This is a genomic window from Bacteroides clarus YIT 12056 (assembly GCF_900129655.1).
GTDB classification, from domain to species: Bacteria; Bacteroidota; Bacteroidia; order Bacteroidales; family Bacteroidaceae; genus Bacteroides; species Bacteroides clarus.
The window spans coordinates 213,523-236,803 of sequence record NZ_FQWK01000001.1; the positions used below are offsets into that span (position 1 = coordinate 213,523).

Sequence of the window (23,281 nt, forward strand, 5' to 3'; positions counted from 1 at the left end):
ATGGACATATTAAAGAATATCGACGAATTATTGATTTCCTGGGGAATAGCCCCTTCTCTGGCCGATATGCTCGATCAATTTATAGCTTTTGCGCTTGTGCTTATAGTCGCTTTTCTGGCGGACGCTATTTGCCGGAATATCTTGTTAAAGGTGGTGGCGCATCTGATAAGGAAAACGAAAGCGACATGGGATGATATCGTTTTCGACCGTAAGGTGTTGATTCACCTTAGCCGGATGGTGGCTCCTGTCATCATCTATATCTTTATTCCGGTTGCTTTTGCCGAGACGAGTTCTTCCACTTTGGGATTCATCCAGCGTGTCTGCCTTATCTATATTCTTATCACGTTCCTAAGTTTTATCAATTCGTTCCTGAAAGCGGTTTATACTGTGTACAGCGAGAAAGAACAGCTTCGCGACCGCCCTTTGAAGGGAATGTTGCAGACGGTACAGGTGATTCTCTGGTTTGTGGGCGCTATCATCGTGGTAAGTATTCTGATTGATAAGTCTCCGTTGTCGCTATTGGCAGGACTGGGCGCTTCTGCCGCTATCCTGATGCTGGTATTCAAAGATTCGATTATGGGATTTGTTTCGGGGGTACAGCTATCCGCCAATGATATGCTGAAGGTGGGTGACTGGATTGCGATGCCCAAATACGGTGCCGACGGTACGGTGATAGAAGTCACGCTGAATACGGTAAAGGTGCGTAACTGGGATAATACCATTACTACGATTCCACCCTATCTGCTGGTCAGCGACTCGTTCCAGAACTGGCGCGGTATGCGCGAGAGCGGCGGGCGGCGTGTCAAGCGTTCCATTAACATCGATATGAACAGCGTGAAGTTCTGTACTCCGGAGATGTTGGACAAGTATCGTAAAATTCGTTTGCTGAAAGACTATGTGGAGCATACCGAAGCGGTGATAGAGGAGTACAATAAAGAACATCATATCGATAACTCCATTCTCGTCAACGGTCGTCGCCAAACCAATTTGGGTGTGTTCCGGGCTTATCTGACCGCTTACCTGAAAAGCCTTCCTGATGTAAATCAGGAACTTGTCTGTATGGTGCGCCAACTGCAACCCACAGACCATGGTATTCCTATGGAGCTTTATTTCTTCTGTGCCATCAAGGATTGGATTCCTTATGAGGGGGTACAGGCCGATGTATTCGACCATGTTCTGGCTATCATTCCCGAATTCGATTTACAGGTATTTCAGTCGCCGTCGGGAAGGGACTTCCAACGGGTGCTTTCTTAGCTGTCAATGATTGGTTGCCGGTAGATTTATTCCTGCTGGTCTTGCTTTTGAAATAGAAGAAACAGCCTGTATCAGAATGAGCTATTATCTTATCCTGATACAGGCTGTTTTTATCTGAATATCCCCTAACCGGATTCCCGTTTAACTAATATACGGTATTTTGCGGGTCAAAGTTGGTCCAACCTTTCATCCAGTCGTCGTTGGCATCTTTAAAAGCTCCGATATAACCGTTATTACCATCGGAGAGGATTGAAGCCGGACAATATTTCTGGCCGGTATTCATCGGGTCGGTCAGGCCTAATTCGGATTCGCTCTTCACCGCATTATTGATGGAATTGGCGTAAGTAGTGCCCAAAGAACCGTCGTTTACAAAGAACTCGTGAGAGAAAGATATACGGCTGCCGTCTGTTATATTTTTGCCGTCGGCGGATAAGTGGTCTTCATAAATTTTGTTACCGTCGGAGCCGATAATATCCATACCTGCGAAGATGATGTTCTTCAATGTGAAGCCGCCCTCTTTGGCATACTTCGGTGTATTGCCTTTTTCGCCATCTATAATCAGGCCGATAGGATAACCTACTGCCAATGAGTTTTCACAATTCAACCTGCTGCTACGGCGGATTTGCATGGCAGATTGGAATTTACCGAGTTTAGAGCCGTTGTCCGGATATACGCTACCGCCGGTGATGTAGTCTGAAGTGTTGGCAAAGTCCGTATTCAAGGCGGTCTTGGGACCGATGAAAGTTATGTTCTTAAAAGTGGCGGTAGTAAATGGGGCCGTTTCCGTACCGCTTGCGTTGTTGTCGCTCTCAAAGCCGTTGGACTGAGATGTATCGGCAATGCGCGGGTCACGGATTGAAAGACAGTATTGTACTGTTCCGTTGAAACCGTTGTCGGTATCGAACTCGTCATCCCAACCTTTGTAGGCCACCAGGTACCGGCAATTTACCGTACCGCCGAACCATTCGTAAGAATCATCGTTGGAATAAGATACTTGTAAGTGGTCGATGGTTGTACCGCTACCGACAGAACCAAAAGTGATTCCGTTGATTTCCTGGTCTGTTTTGAACGGATAACCGGCAAATTCCACGCGGATGTATTGATAGATACCGGAATTGTCACTGTCGTTATCACCACCGAAAGTTGTACGCGGACCACCTTCTATTTGTTTGGTTCCCTCATTGTTCTTGGCTTTACCGCAGATTATCAGGCCACCCCAGTCACCGGGCTTGCGGTTACCCGGAGCCTCTTCGGAAGTCATTACGATAGGAGCTTCTTTGGTTCCTTTCATTTCTACGTAACCGCCGGGTTCCACTATAAGGGCGGCTTTGGTCTGCTTGTCGCCTTTAATGATTGTACCTGCGGGAATTCTCAGCTTGGCTCCGCTGGCAATGTATACCCAACCTTTCAAGAGGTAAGTTCCTTTTTCCAGTGTTACGTCACCGGTAAATACAAATTCTTGGTCGCCACTACCCAGTTCTGTACCTTTGTTGAATAGAATACCTTCGCTGACGGCTGTCGTTCCGTCGTAAATTACTTTCGGTTCTTCGGTATTGCCATTTCCGGTATTGTCATCATCAGAGCAGGATGTTAATCCGCTTCCCATTACAATGGCTGCGCATATCATACTGACCCAGCCAAACTTTTTAATTTCCATTTTCATACTTCTTTTTTGTTTTGGATTTCTGTTTCTAATCTGTTAGTCTCTCTTGTATATTTAAAAATTGTAACCGATTGTCAGGTTGTAACTCCGTCCGGGTTTATAACTGCGCGTTATTTCTTCAATGGTACGGGCTTGTCCGTTTACTACTACATCCTCAAACTGTTTGAAGTAATAGCGCTCTGCAAGAAGGTCGCGTATAGCGGCTTTTATTTCCAGATTGCCAAACTTTTTGCTGGCAGAGAGGTCAATGCTGTTACGAGGCATTTCATAGGAGTTGGGAATATTGCGTGCATCACCTTCGGAAGAACTGCCGTAGCGGTTGCCTACACCGATAATGCGTTTACCGATACGATTGTAGAGGATGGCGGCATTCCAGCCTTTCTCCGTGTTGTTATAGAATAATCCTGTGTTGATGAGGTACGGTGATTGCCCTTGCATAGGCCGGTCGATATTGTTAGTTCCCGCCGCAAACTGAACTTTACTTTTGATGAGCGCCCCGTTGAATGAAAGGCTGAAGTTCTTCATACCGATAAAGTCGAGGTTTTTGCGGATATCCACTTCTATACCATAGTTGTCGGCTCCTTTGGCATTAATATAGGAATAAATCGGGTCGGTACCGCCGGACATGGTGTATGTCCATTCAATAGGGTTTTTGAAATGTTTGTAGAATAAGGCCACGGAGATTTGTTCGCCATTGTCGGGATACCATTCGTAACGCAGGTCTACATTTTGTATATAGGCTGCTTTCAAACCGGAGTTACCCATCACGTCACTGCCGAGGTCGAAGTCGTAGTAAACGGAAGTGGAAAGTTCGCGAAATTCCGGACGATTCACGGATTTGCCGTAAGCCAGGCGGAGCTGGTGTTTCTCGTTCAGCTTGTATGTGGCATTCAAAGAGGGGAAGAGGTCGTTATAATCGTAGAAAGTACTGCGTTTGCTCTCCTCGTATTGCCGGGTGTTCATGATGAGTTCCTGGCGGTTGTGCTCATAACGTACTCCGGCATATAAACTGAAAGCGCCTACGGGGATGTTGATTCCTGCATAACCGGAAATTTGAGTGTTCTTTCCTTCGTAGTTGTTCATGTAGTTCACTTCTTCCTGCATATAGAGTTTGTCGGTTCCGTAATTGGAGTCAATCAGTACGTTATTAACAACGTCAGTGTCGAACTCAAACCGATCCGGCAAAGCGTTATCAGGGTCCCAGCCGTATTGAAACTGGCGGGTATTATAGGTACGCGTGCGGTATTCGCCGTACAAACCGGTTTTCAAAGTCGGTTCAATGTTTCCGAACTGGAAATCATGACGGTAGTTTACATTAGCCGACGCGATATGCTCGTCCAGTTTGGTGAACTCACGGCTGATACGATAGATACTCATGGTTTCGTCTGTACGGTCGGTACGCTCGATGAGGCGGCGGTCGGGCAGATTACGGTTGGCATACGCATAACCGATGCTCCAGTCGAGCTTATTGGCGTCAAACGTATGTTTGCCGGTAAATTGCGTGTTGTATGTAGTACGGCTGGAATAGTAGTATTCCATATTATTGATATTATCGGGCTGGGCGTTGAATCCGGTACGTTCCGAATAGCGGTCTTTGGCTATTTGATTGAAAATGTTCTTAAATTCATAACGGTGACGGCTGTCTCTCGGCTGAAAGGTGAGATTCAGCATAGCGCCCAGACGCACATCATTACTGTATTGGTTATCTGTTGCTTTACGTAGGAATACGGTTTTGTCATTGGATGTATCGTACGGACCGTAAAGGGAATTCTCCATATCCAGATACGTTTTATAAGTATTACTGTAATTTACGGCTGCCAGCATACCATAGGTACGTCCGCTCTCGGTTTCCCATTTATGGTTGTAAGACAGATTTACTTTAAGGTCTCCGACAGGCTTTATGGTCTTTAGTGTCCAGTCGTTGTTAAGGCCGTTGTTAAGGATGTCTATACGGGCGGTATTGCCGTTGGCATAGTTCGGATATGTATTCAATGCTCCTTTCATACCGGCGTCAAGTGTGCGGAAACCGGTGCCGAATCCCAGCCAGTCCATGTTTCCCCCTTTGGCTTTTAGAAAATCTTTAAAATGGGTCCGGTCGTTGATTGCGCCTCCGATAGAAAGATTAAAGCCGTTTTCGCTTGGCATATCTTTAGTGTCGATAAGAATAAAACCACCGGTAAAGTCTGCGGGATATTCGGGGGCAGGGCTTTTTACAATAACCATGTTGTCCAGTTGGGAGCTGGGAATGATGTCGAAAGAGAAAGCGCGTGAGTCGGCTTCCGAACTGGGAACGGCGCTGCCGTTCATCCATACATTATTGTAACGTTGGGACAGTCCGCGCACCATGACAAACTTCTCGTCTATAATGGATACACCCGGTACACGCTTGATAACTTCGGAGGCATCTTTGTCCTGTGTTTTGGCAATCTGTTGGGCGGATACGCCGCTTTGTACCACTAAACTGCGCTTCTGTTCCTGCATCAGGGACACTTCATTATTCTTTTTTGCTGCGGCTACTATGGATACCTCACTCAACGCCTGTGCGTCGCTTTCCAACTCGAAGTTCAGTACGACATCGGCATTGCCTGCTTTTACATTATTCAGTACGATATCTTTGTAACCCACATATTTAATGTACAATGTGTAAGTACCGTCTTTCACATCCAAGGAGTAGTTGCCGTCCATATCGGCGATGGCGCCTTGCGTGGTTCCTGCTATCTGTACGGTAGCTCCGGTCAGCGGTTCCCGGGTCTGCTTGTCGGTGATAGTACCTTTGATGGTGCCTGCCATGGCCGTCATGACAGAAAGTGTAAGGAATAAAATAAGGAAGAGAATCTTTCCTAAATCTACTTTCATACTCATCTCTTTTATACGTTTCTTAGTTCGCTGCAAAGATGCGCCGGGCGTATTTCAAGAGTGGTACATACCTTATACAATACATTTTCGTTTTTATTAAGGCTCTGTTACACAATCTGTATGATTTTGTCATGCCGTGTAACTTAAAAAAGAATATAAGGTACTTGGTTATTGAAGTTTTATCTCTACATTTGTATAATCATTAAAAAAATAGACACATTATGGGCGTTCCCCTTCACAATGACACCGAACGTTTTCGCCGCCTATCCCTGCTTGGACGGATTGGTTGGTGGGAGGCCGACTTCTCCGCTAAGCAGTATCTTTGTTCCGAATATGTATGCGATTTGTTGGGAGTAAAAGGAGAGTCACTTTCTTTCATGGATTTCGGCCGGATGATTCGTGAAGACTATCGGGGGCGCATTACCAGAGAGTTTCTCGCCATTACAGAAGTGGAAGTCTACGAACAGACCTTTCCTATTCATACTGCGGCAGGAGTGATTTGGGTACATTCCCGTATGGGTTTTAAGGAGATTACGCCTGACGGACATTTAAAAGTCTTCGGAATTCTGCAACGCGTAACGGAACCCGTGAATAAAGAAGATAAGGACAGAATGTGCCATATCAATAATCTGTTGTACCGTCAGAATTCCATTTCCCATTCCTTGTCCCATTTTCTGAAAGATGAATCGGTGGCTTCCGGCATTTACGAAATCCTGAAAGATATTCTGGATTTCTTCCGTGCGGGGCGCGCCTATATCTTTGAGTATAACGAGAATTATACTTCCCAGACTTGTACGTACGAGGTTGTAGCCGAAGGAGTAATGCCGGCCATAGAAACACTCCAGAATATTCCGGTGACTTCCATGTCATGGTGGGCTTCGCAGATTCTATCCGGGAAACCTATATTGTTCGAGTCATTGTATAAGCTGCCCGAAATGGAAGAAAGCGAATTCCAATTATTGGACCGGCAGGGCATCAAGGCGCTGATGGTTGTTCCATTGGTGGCGGATGATACGGTGAAAGGATTTATGGGAGTGGATTTGGTAGACCGTACCATCTTGTGGAGTAATGAAGACTACCAGTGGTTGAGCTCGTTGGCGAATATCATCAGTATTTGCGTCGAGTTGCGTAAAGCGAAAGATGAGGCTATACATGAGCGCCAGGCTTTAGACCGCAGTGAGAAACTGTTCAGGAATATCTTTACCAATATACCGGCCGGAGTGGAGATTTATGATACGAACGGTATTCTGGTAGATATTAACAATAAGAACATGGAGATATTCGGCATCCGCGACAAAGCCGATGTAATAGGTATCAACCTGTTTGAGAATCCGAATCTGTCCCCTCAACTGATAGAGCGGATACGCGAGCAGGATGTCGTGGATTTCCGTCTGGATTATGAATTCGGGAGTATAGAGGGGTATTATCCTTCCGACAGGCGTAATAAGATTAATCTGTACACCAAAGTAAGTAAGATATACGACAGTAAAGGATACTTTACCGGATATGCTCTAATTAATATTGATAATACCGAGCGTATAGACGCTTTGAGCCGCATATGCGATTTTGAGAACTTCTTCCTGTTGATTTCCGATTATGCGAAAGTGGGTTATGCAAAGTTGAATCTGCTGGATAAGAAAGGTTATGCCATCAAGCAATGGTATAAGAATATGGGAGAAGATGAAAACGCTTCCTTGCCGGAAGTCGTAGGAGTATATGGCAAGATGCATCCGGAGGATAGAAAACAGATGCTGGACTTCTTCTATAAGGCTCGTCTCGGCAAAGTGAAAGACTTCAAGGGAGAGATGCGTATCTTGCGTCCGGGAACAAAAGACCAATGGAACTGGATACGCACCAACGTGGTAGTCAACCAGTTTAAGCCGGAAAACGGAGTAATCGAGCTTATCGGCATAAACTATGATATCACGGAGCTGAAAGAAACCGAATCCAAATTGATCGATGCCAAAGAGAAAGCCGAAACGGCCGACCGCCTGAAAAGCGCTTTCCTCGCCAATATGAGCCATGAGATACGTACTCCGTTGAATGCGATTGTCGGCTTCTCCAGTCTGCTGGTGCAGGAAGAGAATCCGGAAGAACGGGAGCAGTACATGGCAATCGTAGAAGAAAACAACGAACTGTTGCTGCAACTGATATCCGATATTCTGGACTTGTCTAAAATGGAAGCCGGAACCTTTGACTTCGTCGAACGGGAACTGGATGTGAACCTGCTATGTGAAGACATGGTGCGTGTGATGAAGCTAAAAGCCAAGCCGGGAGTAGAGGTTGTCTTCGACCGTCACCTGCCGGAGTGCGTCATAGCGAGCGACCGCAACCGCTTGAACCAGGTCATCGCCAACTTTATTAATAACGCGATAAAGTTTACTGCCATCGGTAGCATACGTTTGGGATATGACCGGATAGATGCCGGCCATTTACGCTTTTATGTCGCCGATACCGGCATCGGCATCATGCAGGAAAAGCAAGCCGAAATATTTGACCGTTTTGTCAAGCTGAACTCTTTTGTGCATGGAACCGGATTGGGTTTGTCCATCAGTAAGAGTATCGTTGAGCAACTGGGCGGAACCATCGGCGTAGAGAGTGAACCGGGCAAAGGGGCGTGCTTTTGGTTTACATTACCTATCGCTTGATAGGAGCGATATTATCGGATAATCTTCTATCTTTCCCCACTCATTTATAGCAAAAAAAGAATGAATTGTATCAAAACGGTTATGCTATAACTGCTTTGAGATTAATAATTTTGCCCGTATCAAACACTGTGTTAGAAAAACGCTAATGTTAAACTAATTGTTAAACCAAGATTATTCTATGAGAAGCAGGAAGAAAGAAGGAGTATATTCTATGAGTATACTTAAGCGTCAGGTGCTGTTTGTGCTCTTTGCTTTTGCAGCAACCTTATGCGCATTCGCGCAAAACAAAACAATCACAGGACTTGTAGTGGACGGAAACGGTGAATCTATCATCGGTGCCAGTGTTCTTGTCAAAGGGACAACGAACGGAATCATCACTGACATCGACGGTAAGTTCACGCTGAATGACGTGCCCGAAGCGGGAGTTATCCAGATCAGTTATATCGGTTACAAGACCCAGGAAATCTCCGCGAAGAACAAGACCAATCTTAAAGTGGTGCTTGTGGAAGACAATGAAATGCTGGATGAAGTAGTGGTAGTGGGTTATGGCGTTCAGAAGAAATCGGATGTTACCGGCGCCATGATTCGCGTAGGTTCCGAAGAACTGAATTCACGTCCGGTAGCCAATGCTTTTGAAGCCATGCAGGGTAAGGCAGCCGGTGTGGACATTGTCAGCAATGAGCGCCCGGGTGAAGTCGGAACAATTAACGTACGTGGTGTGCGTTCTTTGAGCGCCAGCAATACCCCGCTGTATGTAGTGGACGGTATCCCTTTGATGTCCAATAGCGGTATTGAAACCTTGAATCCGCAAGATATCGAATCTATCGATGTGTTGAAAGACGCCTCTGCCACAGCTATTTACGGTTCCCGTGGTGCCAATGGCGTTATTCTGGTTACTACTAAATCCGGTAAAGAAGGCAAAATGTCTTTGAACTACTCCGGTACGGTTACTATCGAAAATTTGCAGGACTATTCCGAAATGATGAACTCTGCCGAGTATATCGATTGGCGTCGTTGGGCTTATTACTACAAAGAACCGAACAAATATCCGAGAGGCGACCAGCCGACCAAGGATAGTGATTATTTGATTTTCAATGGAGCAAAAGACCCCTATGCTTGGAGAAATATTGAAAAAGGATGGGCAGGCGGTAGCTGGAATGGTGCTGCCGTACCTACTACCGATTGGGCTGATATGGTTACGCAAACCGGTATCACTCATGAGCACACACTGAGTGCCAGTGGTGGTTCTGAAAAGGTAAAAGGCTATGCTTCTATCGGTTATCTTAACAATGAAGGCACTGTAAGAGGGCAATCTTATACCCGTTATACGGCGAAAGTAAGCTTGGATATGGACCCGACCAAATGGTTCAAAATGGGTTTGAATATCAACGGTACGTTCAGCAACCAGCAATACGGCTCTTCTGCGCAAGCGGTAGGACAGATGGTGAAAGACAGGCCGTCTAACTTGTATGCCGCTTCTACCAGTTTATATCCTTACGCTGTACCTTATGATGATGAAGGAAATCGCATCGACTATCCGGGTGGTGATGATAAAGTAAAGACTATCGTAGACGAATGGAATTATAGTGAAAACGAACGTCGTATGTTCCGTGCCATCGGTAGTTTGTATGCCCAGTTGGATTTGGGTGAAATTTACTCTCCTTTGAAAGGTCTTAGATATCGTTTTAATTTTGGTCCCGATTTCCGTTATTACCGTAACGGTAGCTTCCAGGATGCAAAATCCGTAAGCCGCGAGGGTACTAACCGCGCCAAGCTGTCTAATTCATCCGACTTCTCTTGGACATTGGACAATTTGATTTACTATGATAGAGAAATAGGTAAGCACTCTTTCGGGGTAACTCTGTTACAGAGCGCTACTAAATATCATTATGAAGAATCTTCTATGGCTGCTATCAACATTCCTTTGGCAAGCGCAAAATGGAATGCGCTGAGCAAGAAGAATATTTCCGCATTGGATGACTGGAGCAGCGGTTTGACGGAAAAGCAATTGCTCTCTTACATGTTCCGTCTGAACTATGACTATAACAATAAATATCTGTTGACGGTTTCCGGCCGTTGGGATGGCGCTTCCCAGCTTGCTCAGGGAAATAAATGGGCTTTCTTCCCCAGTGCCGCATTAGGCTGGCGTCTTGACCAGGAAGGTTTCTTGCAGGACGTTAACTGGATTAATCAGTTGAAACTGCGTGTCGGTGTCGGTGTGACCGGTAACTCGGCTATCGACCCTTACCAGACCAAAGGTGCGGTAGTGCCTGTATATTATCCGTTCGGAGCTTCTCCTACTCCGGGCTTTGTGGCTTCCGAGTCCATTGCCAAGGACGGTAACGTAGCTATGGCAAGCAAGGATTTGACATGGGAAAAGACTACACAGTACAATATCGGTATCGATTACTCGGTATTGAACGGAAGAATCTCGGGAGTTTTGGATTTCTATACTTCCCGTACAACAGACTTGTTGATGGAAATGACTATCCCTTCCTTGAACGGTTATACAAATACGTATGCCAATGTAGGTAAGACTTCCAATATCGGTATTGACCTTACATTGAACACCGTAAACGTTAAGACACGTTCTTTCGAATGGTCTACCAGCATCAATGCCGCTTGGCAGAAAGATAAGATTGACGAGCTGGCCAACGGTAAAGAAGACGATATCAACAACAGCTGGTTCATCGGTCAGGCGCTGGGCGTAATCTACGGTTATCAGTCGGCTGGCATCTGGAAAGAAGAAGATGCTGCCGAGATGGCTAAGTTCAATGCCAAAGGACATTCGTTCCAGGCTGGTATGGCACGTCCGGTAGACCAAAACGGAGACTACAAGATTGATCCGAACGACGACCGTGTGGTAATAGGACATACTCGTCCGCGCTGGACTTTCGGTATGACAAATACCTTCTCTTATAAGAACTTCGACCTCTCCGTTATGCTGTATGGACGTTTTGATTATATGGTAGATACCGGTGGTGAATGGCAAGGCGGCCGTTATACCCAACGTAAGATTAACTATTATAATGAAAACAACAAGAATGCCGAGTACCAGAAACCTATCCACGATGATGGAGGAGGTGATCCTTACTATCAGATTTTGGGTTATAAGAACGGTTCGTTCCTCAAAGTGCGTAATATTTCATTAGGTTATACTTTCCCGCAAACATTGGTTAAGAAGTGGAATCTGTCTAACTTGAAAGTGTATGTACAGGCTAAGAATCCGGGACGTATCTTCTCTAACATCGACTTCCTTGAACTGGATGCTTCCCAAAACCTGACATCCACTTGGAACCGTGGTTTCACAATAGGATTGAACGTAGGATTTTAAACTTTAAAAGCATATAACCATGAAACTATATAAAAGTATTACATTCGGCTTGATGGCCTTGGCTTTAGGAGGTTCAATGGCTTCCTGCAGCGATTTTCTGGATGAAGAACTGACTACTCAGCAGAATACCGACTATTTTGATACGGAAGAAGGTATTGACCAGCTGGCAATAGGCATGTATTATAATTTGCGTTTCCACTTTGGTAAGGAGTGGGCATATGCCACCACTAACTATGGTACGGACGAGTTTACCGTGGGCGGTGACGGTTCCAACAAGGTATGGAACAATTATGACGGTAGTTTCCAGTCACAAATTGTGGCAGCCAACTCCAATACTACAATGGCGGAAAGCCTTTGGGACAATATGTACATCGGTATCAATAATGCTAACTTGTTGCTGAGCAAGATTACTCCCGACAGCTATACGGGTGCGAATAAGAAGACCTATATGGGAGAGGCTTATTTCCTGCGCGGGTTCAACTATTTGAAGTTGGTTTCTCAATATGGCGGCGTACCTTTGAAGCTCGAACCGAGTGATGTGCCTCTTCGTGAGTTCACCCGCTCTTCTGCGGAAGCTACCGTAGGGCAGGCTATCAGCGATTTGAAGAATGCCTATGATATGCTTCCCGAAACGGCAAGCCTGACCGGAAAAATGACTAAAGACGCTGCCGCTCATTTCCTTGCTAAAGCGTATCTGTTCCGTGCCAGTGAGATTAACGACAGTTGGAACGGTGCTACTAAAGACGAAGACCTGACGGAGGCTTTGCGTTTGGCTAAAGAAGTGATTGCGCATCATCAGTTGGCTGGGAACTTCTCCGCACTGTGGAACTATACGGAGCCCGACGGCCCCAGCGAGCAATTGGATGAGATAATCCTTTCCGCTCAGTTCTCTTCTGATAAATCATCCGAAGGAGCCAACGGCAATCCTTGCCATCTCTATTTCTTGTCCGTTTACAACAATCTGCCTCAGATGAAGCGCGACTTGGCAGGCGGACGTGAATATCAACGTCTGAGAACTTCTTACTACATGTACAATGTGTATGATATGGTCAATGATTCACGTTTCTGGAAAAGCTTCAAGACTAAATATGCCGTGAACAATCCAAAGAAAGATTCCGGTTATCAGTTGGGAGATTTGGGAGTGATGTATGTTATCAATCGTCCGGGCGATACTCGTTTTGACGGAGTACAGCTCACTGAGAAGGTAACGGACAGCAAGACCGGCAAGAAGATTCCTACCGTATTCGTTGCTTACCCGAAAGACCGTAATGGTGCGGATGATGTGGCCTTGTATGACGATGTAACACGTTTTGCTTCTCTTAATAAGTATATCGACGGTTCTCGTGAAGCGCTCGGCGATATGCAGGGACATCGTGACGGTATCCTGGCACGTGTAGGCGAAACCTACCTGATTGCAGCCGAAGTCCTGATCCGTCAGAATCAATACGATGATGCATTGTATTATATCAACAAGATTCGTCAGCGTGCGGCTTATAAGAGCGGTGAAGACCGTTCCGCATATTGCGACGGCGGGGCATCGTACAATGAAAATGCACTGGGTTGGAAGAATGACGGCGTGAATTCATATTATACGGAGAACTCCTACTATGAATCCAACAACATAACCGAAACCACGGCAGCTACCAGCTTGGATATTACGGATATTCATAATCTTCCGGCTGAAGATGAGGCAATCATAGCCAAACTCGGCTACTCTTCGGATTACGACCGCATGATGTGCCTGTTGCTGAACGAACGTTCTCGTGAACTTTGCGGTGAATTCCACCGTTGGGTAGATTTGGCAAGAACCAAAACATTGGTGGCCCGCGTTAAAGCCTTCAATCCGGAAGCGGCTCCCAATATCGAAGAACGTCACTTGCTGCGTCCTATTCCGCAAACCTACCTGGATGCTATCCAGAAGAACGGTCACGCACTGACTCCGGAAGAAAAGAAAGCAGAGCAGAATCCGGGATATTAAGCAATATCCATTTTATAAGTTTATAATAAATAAGAAGGCTCTCTACCGCAAGGTAGAGAGCCTTCTTTATTCATTCCTTAGAGGAAAACCTCTGCCGGATTATACTCCGCTGAATGCGCTGAAACCACCGTCGATAGGGAGCAATGCGCCTGTAACGAAGCTGGCGGCATCGCTGCACAGGAATTGTACGGCGCCGTTCAACTCGTTGATGTCACCGAAGCGTTTCATCGGAGTCTTGGCCAATACTTTCTTGCTGCGGTCGGTCAGTGAGCCGTCGGGATTGATGAGTACGGCACGGTTCTGGTCGCCGATGAAGAAGCCCGGGGCGATGGCGTTGACACGGATACCGTCTCCGTATTTCAGAGCCAGTTCGCTTGCCAGCCATTGCGTGAAGTTGGCAACGGCCGTCTTGGCGGCCGAGTAACCCGGAACACGGGTGATGGCGCTGTATGCCGCCATGGAAGATACGTTGACAATGCATCCTTTACCCTGCTTTGCCATCACTTTGCTGAACACCAAAGACGGATAAACGGTTCCGTTCATGTTCAGGTTGGTAACTTTCTCCCAGCAGGAGATATCCATGTCGTAGAAGTGCTGGTCGGGAGCCAGAGTTGCGCCCGGCATATTTCCGCCGGCGATGTTGAGCAGAATGTCGATACGTCCCCACTTGGCAACGATGTCATCGGCAAGTTTCTCAAGGCTGGCGATGTCCAGTACGTTACCTACGATACCGATAACATCTTCACCATACGTTTTCAGTTCCTCTACGCGCTTGTCCAGTTGTTCCTGACGGATGTCCACCGCTACAACTTTAGCGCCTTGTTGCATAAAACACTTGGCGATGCTGCCGCCCAATACACCACCTGCGCCGGTGATGACCGCTACTTTACCTGCAATACTGAATTGTTCGTTCATAGTTTTTCTTTCTTTTATTATTTATCGTTCTTATACTGTATGCTTCATACTTAATTCTCAATCCCCATTTCATCCCGCACCACTGCCATCATGCCTTCCACCTGTGCCAGCGCCAGCATGCGGCCGTGGAATGAATAGCCGGGGTTGTATCCTTTATTCTCATCGCCCAGCATCATCCGTCCGTGGTCTACACGCATGGGCAGGTTCGGATTCTCTTGCTCGAAGATACGGATAAGGTCGATGAGGTGCCCGCGTCCCGTCAGGTGGGAGCTTTCTATGAAGTTTCCGCCCGGCATGGCTGCGGTGCTGCGCAGATGTACAAAGTGGGTACGTGATGCAAACTTTCTGGCGAGTTCGCGGGTATCGTTATGCTCTCCCGCGCTGAGCGAGCCGGCACAGAAGGTCAGTCCGTTGTGAGGATTATCCACAGCGTTCAGGAACCATGCGATGTCCTCCTCGTTGGTAACGATACGCGGCAGACCCAATACTTGGAAAGGAGGGTCGTCGGGATGTACGCACATATTCACTCCGTATTCCTCGCACACCGGCATGACGGCGGCAAGGAAATACCGCATGTTTTCGCGGAGCGCGTCGCGGTCGATACCTTTGTACAAGGCCAGCAGGTTCTTGAAGATATTCACCGGGTTCTTGTCGCCTTCCTTGATGTTGCCGTTTACGAATCCCTGTGTCTTTACGATGATTGTGTCGATAAGGCTCTCTTTTTCGGCTTCGGTGATGGTTTTGTCCAGCTCGGCCACCTTAGCCAGTTCTTCCGCAGAGTAGTCTTTCTCGGCTCCCTCACGTTGAAGAATGCGCAGGTCGAAATAGGCAAAACGTACCCGGTCGAAATAGAGTGATGATGTACCGTCCGCCCAGAGATGCTGCAAATCCGTACGTATCCAGTCGATAACGGGCATAAAGTTGTAGCATACGGTCTTTACGCCGCATTTACCCAGGTTGGCGAGGCTGATTTTGTAATTTTCTATCAGTTGTTCGCGTTCCGGTCCGGCGTACTTAATGGCCTCGCATACGGGCAGGCTCTCTACAACCGACCAGCGCAAACCGTAGGACTCGATATATGCCTTCAAATCGTTGATAGCTTCCTCTGTCCATATCTCGCCGTTGGGCACATCGTGCAAAGCGGTGACTATACCTTCCACACCGATTTGACGAAGCATATCGAGCGTTATTTTGTCTTTCTTACCAAACCATCTCCAAGTCTTTTCCATACTTCCTTTGTATTAATGATTTAAAATGATTGTTTGAGCAGATGTTGCAAGCCTGTATTCTCTGAATGACAGATAGTATGAACTAACTATGCACATCTTTATCCGGTGCAAATATAGGCACTAAAACACTCCGTATATGAACGGATATTTGCAGGATATTTGCGGATATTTGCATATATCGGAAGAAAGATGGGATAGTAGCCGGCGCAGAGAAGTAAACGACTTTAAATCAATAGCATATAAGTACCAATATAGTACCGGCATCTGGTACGGCTTATACCAACGGTTGGTACATCTTATACCACACTAAGGTACGGCTCGTACCATGCTTTGGTACAACCGCTACCAAGCGTTGGTATTCCGTGTACCGGCTATTGGTATTTTCGTTGTTCCCCCTTGTTATTTCCGTTATCCCCTCTTTGTAATTTCTTTCTTCCCGGTGTACTTATTATTATTATTCGTATCTTTGTTCTACGGACAAGCCGGCAGATGCCGGACTGATAGCAAGCAGCGTTATGAGACAGATAATAAACGAACAACTCCAGATATCGGAATCCAACCCGATAAAGGCGCGTTACTACGACTACGACCGTTTCACTTATCCCTGGCACTTCCACAGTCAGTACGAAATAATCTATGTGAGGAACAGTAGCGGCCGCTGCTTTGTGGGCGATTGCATAGAGCGGTTTTCGGACGGCGATGTGATATTGTTCGGTCCCAACCTGCCTCATTACATGCGGAGTGACGATGCTTATCATTGCGGTAATCCTTTGCTGCGGGTGCAAGGCACCATCATTCAGTTCGAGGAGAACTTCATGCAATACTCTTTCGACCATTATCCGCAGTTTCATCAGATACGGCTGCTGCTGAAAGAGGCCAAACGGGGAGTCGTTTTTCACACTGCCGACGACAGCCCGGCACGTGACATGGTATCCGCTTTTCCCGAACTGAAAGGCTTCGGGCAGATAACGGGATTGCTGGATTTATTGCAGGGATTGTCCGTGTCTTCCCCAAAGAAGATGTTGGCAAGCCCTTTCTACTACGAGAAGTTCCCCACGGCAGGCAACAAACGGATTGATAAAATCATCTCCTTCATCAACAGCAATTACACCCGTTCCCTTAAGCTCAACGAGATTGCCGAAATGGCGAATATGAACAGCAGCGCCTTTTGCCGCTTCTTCAAAGAGGTCACGGAAAAGACTTTCCTGCAATATGTAACGGATATGCGCATCGGCTATGCGTGCAAGTTGTTGACCATCGGTGACATGGAGATTTCGCAGATAGCGGTGGAGTGCGGCTTCGACTCTATCTCGCATTTCAACCGTACCTTTAAGCAACTGACGGGGCTGACGCCGACGCAGTACAGAAACCAAATCATGAAGTAGAATTAAGGGCTGTCGAAGCGTTGATAAGCTCCTGGCTCCTCAACTTCCTTGACATATTAATCCCCCTTCACCCTCTATCTCCCGTGGAAAGGGGAGCGTGGAAGGTGAAGGGGGATATGTGATAAACGTTGTTTTACGGAAAACCAACCGCTACATGCCGAACGAGAACTTGTCGATGGACTGGTATACCACGCTTGCAATGCTCAGCGCCACGATGCCCAGCGTACAGATGACAAGGCTGGCGCGCGTGTAGTTGTCGCTGCGGAAAGCGGTAATCGGCTCGTCGCTCTTGTTGATGTACATTGCCTTTACAATCTTCAGATAATAGTAAAGTGACAGGATTGTGTTGATCAGCGCAATGAATACCAGCAGATGGAAACCGCTCTGGAAGGCTGCCGCAAAGATGAAGAACTTCGAGAAGAAGCCCGCAAACGGCGGGATACCCGCCAGTGAGAACAGCGCCAATGTCATGAGGAAAGCCAGCTTGGGATTGGTGGTGTACAATCCGTTGTAATCTTCCAGCGTAAACTTATTGGCACGTAATGCCACAATCGTGATAACGGTAAAGACCGCGAGGTTGGCAAACAGGTAAATCAATACGTAGTACACCAGTGACGTCATACCCAGTGACGTTCCGCTGATGACACCCAGCATGATGTAACCGGCCTGTGAGATACTGGAGAACGCCATCAGTCGTTTCAGGTTTTCCTGGCGCAGCGCGAAGAGGTTGGCAAGCGTGATGGAGGCGATGATAACCCAGTAAAGCACTTCCTGCCATTGCGCCACCATCGGGGCAAACACTTTATAAAGTATGGTCATCAGCACGAATGCCGCCGCGCCTTTGGAGATAACGCTCAGGTAAGCGGTTACCGTACTCGGGGCGCCTTCGTATACGTCGGCCGTCCACAAGTGGAAGGGCACCAATGAAATCTTGAATCCCATGCCGGAGAAAAAGAATACGAACGCCATAATCTGTAACGGGTTTCCGTCCAGACGTGCCGGAATATCAGCGAAGTAGAGCGTACCTACCGAACCGTATATCAGCGAAAGGCCGTAAAGCAGCAGGCCGCTGGAAAAGAGTGCGGTAAGAATGTATTTGGCTCCTGCCTCGGCGGAGTGGTGGCGGTACTTGTCGAAAGCCACCAGTGCGGCCATCGGGATACTGGCGGTTTCCAGTCCGATGAAGAACATCAGGAAATGGCCGGCGGAAATCATAAAATACATACCCAGCAGCGTGGAGAGTGTCAGCACATAAAACTCGCCTTGCTTGATTGCCGTATCGGGGCGGCGCATCCATTCGTGCGCCATGAGGAATACGATAAGCGTACCTACGCTGAGAATGGATTTGACGATGCTCTGTATCGGCTGGTTATGGTACATCCCGCCGAAAGCGTCGGCTGCCGGGCCGGGAATGATGGTTATAAGCGTATGGATAATGAGCAGAACAACGGGCAGCATGGTGTTCAACATCGGCTTGCCGTCGTTTTTGTGCGCATCCGGACTCATGAAGAGGTCGGCTATGAAGAGGATAACGATAACCGCTATCAGCGACAGCTCTTCCTTCATTAAGAGAAATTGGGAGTAATCCATGTTATTTAGTGATTAACTGTTTAGTGATTAATGATTAGTGAGTGGCTAATAGGTTGACTACCGGCAGCACGCTGTCTCCAATCATGTTGCTTATCCACAGCGGGGCAAGACCGAGGCCGGCTACGCAAGCGATAAGGATGATTACGGCGGTACGTTCGTCCCACGTGGCATCGGTCAATGTCAGGTGGTGCTTGTTGGTGCAGGTTCCGTAAAGGATTTTACCGACAAGGCGCAGAATGTAGACCGCGGTAATCACGATGCTTGTGCAGGCAATGACGGTCCATACGCGGTGGAATGTATCGGGATGCTGGAAAGCGCCGTTGAAGATTGTCATTTCGGCGATGAAGCCGCTGAGTCCCGGCAAACCGAGGTTGGCAAGACCGGCGATGACGTAGGATACGGCCAGGAAAGGCATAATCTTCATCAGTCCGCTAAGCTCGCGTACGTCACGTGTGTGCGTACGTCCGTAAATCATACCGATAAGGGCGAAGAACAGGGCGGTCATCAATCCGTGGGAAAGCATTTGCAGCACGGCGCCCGTACAGGCCGTCCGGTTCATCATCAGAATGGCGAAAAGCACCAGACCGCAGTGCGATACGGAAGAGTAGGCGTTGATATATTTCAGGTCGGTTTGCACGCAGGCGGAGAATGCGCCGTATACAACGGAGATACCTGTCAGTACGAGGAATATCCAGCCGAGTTCCTGCGCGGCTTCGGGCATCAGATACATGGCGATGCGGAAACATCCGTAACCGCCCAGTTTCATCAGTACGCCCGCATGCAGCATGGAAACGGCAGTCGGTGCGGATGCGTGACCGTCGGGGCTCCATGTGTGGAAAGGGAACAGAGCGCCCAGCACACCGAAACCAAGGAAGGTAAGCGGGAACCAGATGCGTTGTTGCTCGATAGGGATATTGTGCAGTTGGGCTATTTCCAGCAGGTTCATGGTGGTGGCGCCGCTGCCGAAGTAGATACCCAGGATACCGATCAGCAGGAAAGCGGAACCGCCCATAAGCATCAGTGTCAGTTTCATGGCGGCATATTCCTTGCGTCCCGAGCCCCATACGCCAATCAGCAGGTACATCGGGATAAGCGCTACCTCGTAGAACATGAACATGGTGAACAGGTCGGTGGAGATAAAGAAGCCGAACACACCCATTGACAGCAGGGTGAACCACAGGAAATATTCTTTGGTCAGCGGTTGCAGACGCCAGGAGGCGAATGTTCCCGTAAAGACAATGACGGCCGAGAGCAGCAGCATGGCTACCGAGATGCCGTCCACACCTACGGAATAGTGAATGTTGAGGGCGGGATACCAGGCTACGTCGGCACGGAACAGCATTTCATCCGTAGCGCCGCCATGACGGGCTTGCAGATAGACGATAGTCAGTCCGACGGCAGCGATGAGCAGTGCCGAAGCGCCGGTTGTCATCACCGCGCGTATCTGTGCTATGTTACGGCTGAGCCAAAGACCCAGCAGCATCAGCAAAGGGATGAGTACGAATATGGATAAGAAATTCATCTTTATAGTATTGTATTAATTGTTATTGTTCTATGGATTGATACATCGATATCAATGTCCGTTTCTCGTTTACAGCAACAGCAGCAATATCAGTATGAGCGTACCCAGCAGGAATACGAAGGTGTATTGCTGGATGCGTCCGCTTTGCAGGCCTCGTATCTCGTCGCTGGTGGCATTGGCGCCCCAGGCCAGAAAGTCGAAGAAGCCGTCTACCACATGACGGTCCCACCAGGCAATGGGACGGCTGATGCAGCCGAAAATGATGCGGTGGGTGATAAACTGGTAAACTTCATCGATATAGAAGCGGTGGTAGGCTGCCGTCCACAAACCGTTGAAGCGGCGGGCAAGCGCATTGGCGACGGGTTGCTTTCCGCTTTTATACATATAGGTTGCCAAAGCTATGGAAATAACGGCGATGGCTATGCTTGTACCTGCCACGCCCCAGTCCAGATGAATGGTATAGGCTTCGCCGTTTGAACTGACGAAGTGTCCGAAAGGAATGAATCCGGCAACCACTGTAACAACGGCGAGGAACATCAACGGGACGGTCATCGTCAACGGGCTTTCGTGGGGAGTGTGGTGCGCGTGCTCAGTGTCTTGCGCGTGCTCGTCGCTAACCGCCGACTTCCTGTCGCTCCAGAAAATGCCGTAGTAGAGGCGGAACATATAGAATGCGGTCATTGCGGCAATCACTGTCATTATCCAACCCATGGCAGGGCTGAATTGGAAGCAGGCCGTCAATATCTCGTCCTTGGAGAAGAATCCGGAGAACGGGGGAATGCCGGCGATGGCAAGGCAGGCTATCAGGAAAGTGATATGCGTAATCGGCATATATTTGCGCAGCCCGCCCATAGCGGACATCTCGTTGCTGTGCACCGCATGGATGATGCTGCCTGCGCCGAGGAACAGCAATGCCTTGAACATGGCGTGCGTAAACAAATGGAACATACCTGCCATATAGCCCAGCCCGCCTTCGTGCGGGTTCATGGAAGTACATACGCCGAGAGCCACCATCATAAAGCCTATCTGAGAGATGGTGGAGAAGGCGAGCACACGCTTGATGTCGCTTTGCACACAGGCTACGCTGGCGGCGTAGAACGCTGTGAATGCGCCTACATAGGCAACGAGGTGCAGCACATGGGGTGCATAGTCGATGAACAGCGGGAACATGCGTGCCACCAGATAGACGCCTGCGACGACCATGGTAGCGGCATGAATCAACGCGCTGACCGGAGTAGGGCCTTCCATGGCGTCGGGCAGCCAGATGTGCAGCGGGAACATGGCGCTCTTGCCGGCTCCACCGATGAACATCAGTCCCAGCGCCAGCGGAATCATTGTTGCGCCGCCTTTCAGCAGTGCCATTTCATTGGGCTGGAAAGTATAGGTTCCGGCATAGTAACCGTAAACCAGAATACCGATAAGGAAGCCAAGGTCGGCAAAACGGGTCACGATAAACGCTTTCTTGCTGGCGGCGATTGCCGCGGGTTTCGTATAGTAGAAGCCGATCAGCAGGTAGGAAGATACACCCACCAGCTCCCAGAACAGATACATCTGGAAGATATTGGTCGCTACCACCAGCCCCAGCATGGACATGGTGAAAAGCGAGAGGAAAGCATAATAGCGTTGGAAACCGCGTTCCCCTTTCATATAGCCGAAAGAGTAGAGGTGTACCATGAATGATACGGTACTTATGACAATCAGCATCATCACCGATATGGGATCGAGCAAGATGCCCAGGTCAATGCTGAGCGACGGTGTGAACGGCAGCCATGTACAGTTGTAAGGCGTCAGCGTGGCGTATGTGCCGTCTGCCAGCCGGGGAGAGGCGAAATATTGTATTGCGGTGAGGTAGGAGAGTATCGCCACTGCACCCAGTACCGCCGTGCCGATGATTCCGGCGGTGCGGTGCGACATCCATTTGCCGCCCAATCCCAACACAAGGAACGAGAGCAAGGGAAGAAGAAGGATTAGAATCGTATATTCCATAATTTCTAAATTGAGAATTAAGAGTTGAGAATTAAAAAATGAAACTCCATTTCTCTTTTAATTTTAAATTTAGTGATTACCATTTGAGTTCGTCCAGCTTGTTCACCTGGATAGAACGTATGTTGCGATAGATGTTAATCATGATAGCGATGGCCACAGCTGTCTCGGCCGCCGAGATGGCGATGGAGAACAGGGCGAAGAAATAGCCTTCCAGCCCGCCGGGAAACAGAAAACGGTTGAATACCGCGAAGTTGATGTCCGTAGCGTTCAGTATCAACTCGATTGAAATCAATATCGCCAAGGTATTGCGGCGGGTGAAGAACCCGTAGATACCGGCGAAAAACATGATAGCCGAGACTATCAGGTAATATTCCATGTGTATCATAATTCTTATCTTTTACGTGCTATTAATAATCCGCCTACGATACATGCCAGCAGCAGAATACTGACGGCTTCGAAAGGCAACAGGTAACCGTACTTGTCACCGCTCAGCATGTGGTGGCCGATAGTCTTGATGTTGACTTCAAGAGGCGCTACGTCGGTGGTGGCGATGAATTTATGTTTCAGGGTTATGAACAGTACAATGACAGCTCCGGCTACGGTAGTGCCCAGTCCGGCGAGGAACTTGCTGCGTTTCAGCTTTCCCGCCATGTCGCCTTCACCGCTGGTGAGCAGGATGGAGAAGACGTAAAGCACGACGATACCGCCCGCGTATACCATAATCTGTACCGAACCGAGGAATGTGTATCCCAGCAGGAAGTAGATGCCGGCTGTACCGAACAGCACAAACAGCAGGTATGTGGCCGAACGTACCATACGTTTGGTGGTTACCGTCAGTATGGAGAATACGGTAATAAAAGCCGCAAGGAAGTAAAATACTATTGTTTCAAGATTAAATTCCATGTTATTGATTACTAATTA

14 protein-coding genes are annotated in these 23,281 nt (G+C 48.0%); 5 read left to right on the top strand and 9 right to left on the bottom strand.

Features of this window, described 5'->3' with window-relative positions:
• Positions 1-1,254, top strand: coding sequence for a mechanosensitive ion channel family protein (locus BUB52_RS00845; RefSeq protein WP_009122999.1), 1,254 nt, complete (start codon positions 1-3; stop codon positions 1,252-1,254).
• Positions 1,255-1,399: 145 nt separating this feature from the next.
• Here BUB52_RS00845 and BUB52_RS00850 read toward each other — a convergent pair whose 3' ends face one another.
• Together BUB52_RS00850 and BUB52_RS00855 are read right to left on the bottom strand one after the other, a co-directional pair.
• Complete coding sequence (locus BUB52_RS00850; protein ID WP_009123000.1) at positions 1,400-2,917, bottom strand: hypothetical protein; 1,518 nt, start codon at positions 2,915-2,917, stop codon at positions 1,400-1,402.
• 54 nt (positions 2,918-2,971) lie between these two features.
• Positions 2,972-5,779, bottom strand: coding sequence for a TonB-dependent receptor (locus BUB52_RS00855; protein WP_009123001.1), 2,808 nt, complete (start codon positions 5,777-5,779; stop codon positions 2,972-2,974).
• 215 nt (positions 5,780-5,994) lie between these two features.
• On the opposite strand from BUB52_RS00855, the gene BUB52_RS00860 reads away from it, so the two are divergent.
• The 3 genes from BUB52_RS00860 (at position 5,995) to BUB52_RS00870 (ending at position 13,733) form a co-directional block, all read left to right on the top strand.
• Positions 5,995-8,421, top strand: coding sequence for a sensor histidine kinase (locus BUB52_RS00860; RefSeq protein WP_009123002.1), 2,427 nt, complete (start codon positions 5,995-5,997; stop codon positions 8,419-8,421).
• A 178-nt stretch (positions 8,422-8,599) separates the two neighbouring features.
• The gene (locus BUB52_RS00865) at positions 8,600-11,755 is read left to right on the top strand and encodes a SusC/RagA family TonB-linked outer membrane protein (protein WP_009123003.1); all 3,156 of its coding nucleotides are present in this window, start codon (positions 8,600-8,602) and stop codon (positions 11,753-11,755) included.
• Positions 11,756-11,774: 19 nt separating this feature from the next.
• On the top strand, positions 11,775-13,733 hold the full coding sequence (locus tag BUB52_RS00870; RefSeq protein WP_009123004.1) for a RagB/SusD family nutrient uptake outer membrane protein: 1,959 nt from the start codon (positions 11,775-11,777) through the stop codon (positions 13,731-13,733).
• A gap of 99 nt (positions 13,734-13,832) precedes the next feature.
• Here the strand turns inward: BUB52_RS00870 and BUB52_RS00875 are convergent, their stop codons facing one another.
• Positions 13,833-14,648, bottom strand: coding sequence for an SDR family oxidoreductase (locus BUB52_RS00875; RefSeq protein ID WP_004289114.1), 816 nt, complete (start codon positions 14,646-14,648; stop codon positions 13,833-13,835).
• Between the two features lie 50 nt (positions 14,649-14,698).
• The gene (uxuA, locus tag BUB52_RS00880) at positions 14,699-15,877 is read right to left on the bottom strand and encodes a mannonate dehydratase (RefSeq protein ID WP_009123005.1); all 1,179 of its coding nucleotides are present in this window, start codon (positions 15,875-15,877) and stop codon (positions 14,699-14,701) included.
• A 515-nt stretch (positions 15,878-16,392) separates the two neighbouring features.
• Here uxuA and BUB52_RS00885 point away from each other — a divergent pair.
• Positions 16,393-17,262, top strand: a complete 870-nt coding sequence (locus BUB52_RS00885; RefSeq protein WP_050792291.1) for an AraC family transcriptional regulator — start codon at positions 16,393-16,395, stop codon at positions 17,260-17,262.
• Between the two features lie 150 nt (positions 17,263-17,412).
• Here BUB52_RS00885 and BUB52_RS00890 read toward each other — a convergent pair whose 3' ends face one another.
• The 5 genes from BUB52_RS00890 to BUB52_RS00910 all read right to left on the bottom strand — a co-directional run bounded on the left by BUB52_RS00890 (position 17,413) and on the right by BUB52_RS00910 (position 23,263).
• Positions 17,413-18,852, bottom strand: a complete 1,440-nt coding sequence (locus BUB52_RS00890) for an NADH-quinone oxidoreductase subunit N (RefSeq protein WP_009123009.1) — start codon at positions 18,850-18,852, stop codon at positions 17,413-17,415.
• A gap of 34 nt (positions 18,853-18,886) precedes the next feature.
• Positions 18,887-20,374, bottom strand: a complete 1,488-nt coding sequence (locus tag BUB52_RS00895; protein WP_009123010.1) for a complex I subunit 4 family protein — start codon at positions 20,372-20,374, stop codon at positions 18,887-18,889.
• A 69-nt stretch (positions 20,375-20,443) separates the two neighbouring features.
• On the bottom strand, positions 20,444-22,360 hold the full coding sequence (gene nuoL / locus BUB52_RS00900; RefSeq protein ID WP_009123011.1) for an NADH-quinone oxidoreductase subunit L: 1,917 nt from the start codon (positions 22,358-22,360) through the stop codon (positions 20,444-20,446).
• Positions 22,361-22,436: 76 nt separating this feature from the next.
• Complete coding sequence (gene nuoK, locus BUB52_RS00905; RefSeq protein WP_009123012.1) at positions 22,437-22,745, bottom strand: NADH-quinone oxidoreductase subunit NuoK; 309 nt, start codon at positions 22,743-22,745, stop codon at positions 22,437-22,439.
• A gap of 5 nt (positions 22,746-22,750) precedes the next feature.
• Entirely contained in the window at positions 22,751-23,263 is a 513-nt protein-coding gene (locus BUB52_RS00910; protein ID WP_009123013.1) for an NADH-quinone oxidoreductase subunit J family protein, read from the bottom strand.
• Between the last annotated feature and the right edge of the window lie 18 nt (positions 23,264-23,281).

Coding starts and splice junctions, on each gene's coding strand:
- BUB52_RS00845 (WP_009122999.1), top strand. CDS start 1: ATGGACATATTAAAGAATATCGACGAATTATTGATTTCCTGGGGAATA.
- BUB52_RS00850 (WP_009123000.1), bottom strand. CDS start 2,917: ATGAAAATGGAAATTAAAAAGTTTGGCTGGGTCAGTATGATATGCGCA.
- BUB52_RS00855 (WP_009123001.1), bottom strand. CDS start 5,779: ATGAGTATGAAAGTAGATTTAGGAAAGATTCTCTTCCTTATTTTATTC.
- BUB52_RS00860 (WP_009123002.1), top strand. CDS start 5,995: ATGGGCGTTCCCCTTCACAATGACACCGAACGTTTTCGCCGCCTATCC.
- BUB52_RS00865 (WP_009123003.1), top strand. CDS start 8,600: ATGAGAAGCAGGAAGAAAGAAGGAGTATATTCTATGAGTATACTTAAG.
- BUB52_RS00870 (WP_009123004.1), top strand. CDS start 11,775: ATGAAACTATATAAAAGTATTACATTCGGCTTGATGGCCTTGGCTTTA.
- BUB52_RS00875 (WP_004289114.1), bottom strand. CDS start 14,648: ATGAACGAACAATTCAGTATTGCAGGTAAAGTAGCGGTCATCACCGGC.
- uxuA (WP_009123005.1), bottom strand. CDS start 15,877: ATGGAAAAGACTTGGAGATGGTTTGGTAAGAAAGACAAAATAACGCTC.
- BUB52_RS00885 (WP_050792291.1), top strand. CDS start 16,393: ATGAGACAGATAATAAACGAACAACTCCAGATATCGGAATCCAACCCG.
- BUB52_RS00890 (WP_009123009.1), bottom strand. CDS start 18,852: ATGGATTACTCCCAATTTCTCTTAATGAAGGAAGAGCTGTCGCTGATA.
- BUB52_RS00895 (WP_009123010.1), bottom strand. CDS start 20,374: ATGAATTTCTTATCCATATTCGTACTCATCCCTTTGCTGATGCTGCTG.
- nuoL (WP_009123011.1), bottom strand. CDS start 22,360: ATGGAATATACGATTCTAATCCTTCTTCTTCCCTTGCTCTCGTTCCTT.
- nuoK (WP_009123012.1), bottom strand. CDS start 22,745: ATGATACACATGGAATATTACCTGATAGTCTCGGCTATCATGTTTTTC.
- BUB52_RS00910 (WP_009123013.1), bottom strand. CDS start 23,263: ATGGAATTTAATCTTGAAACAATAGTATTTTACTTCCTTGCGGCTTTT.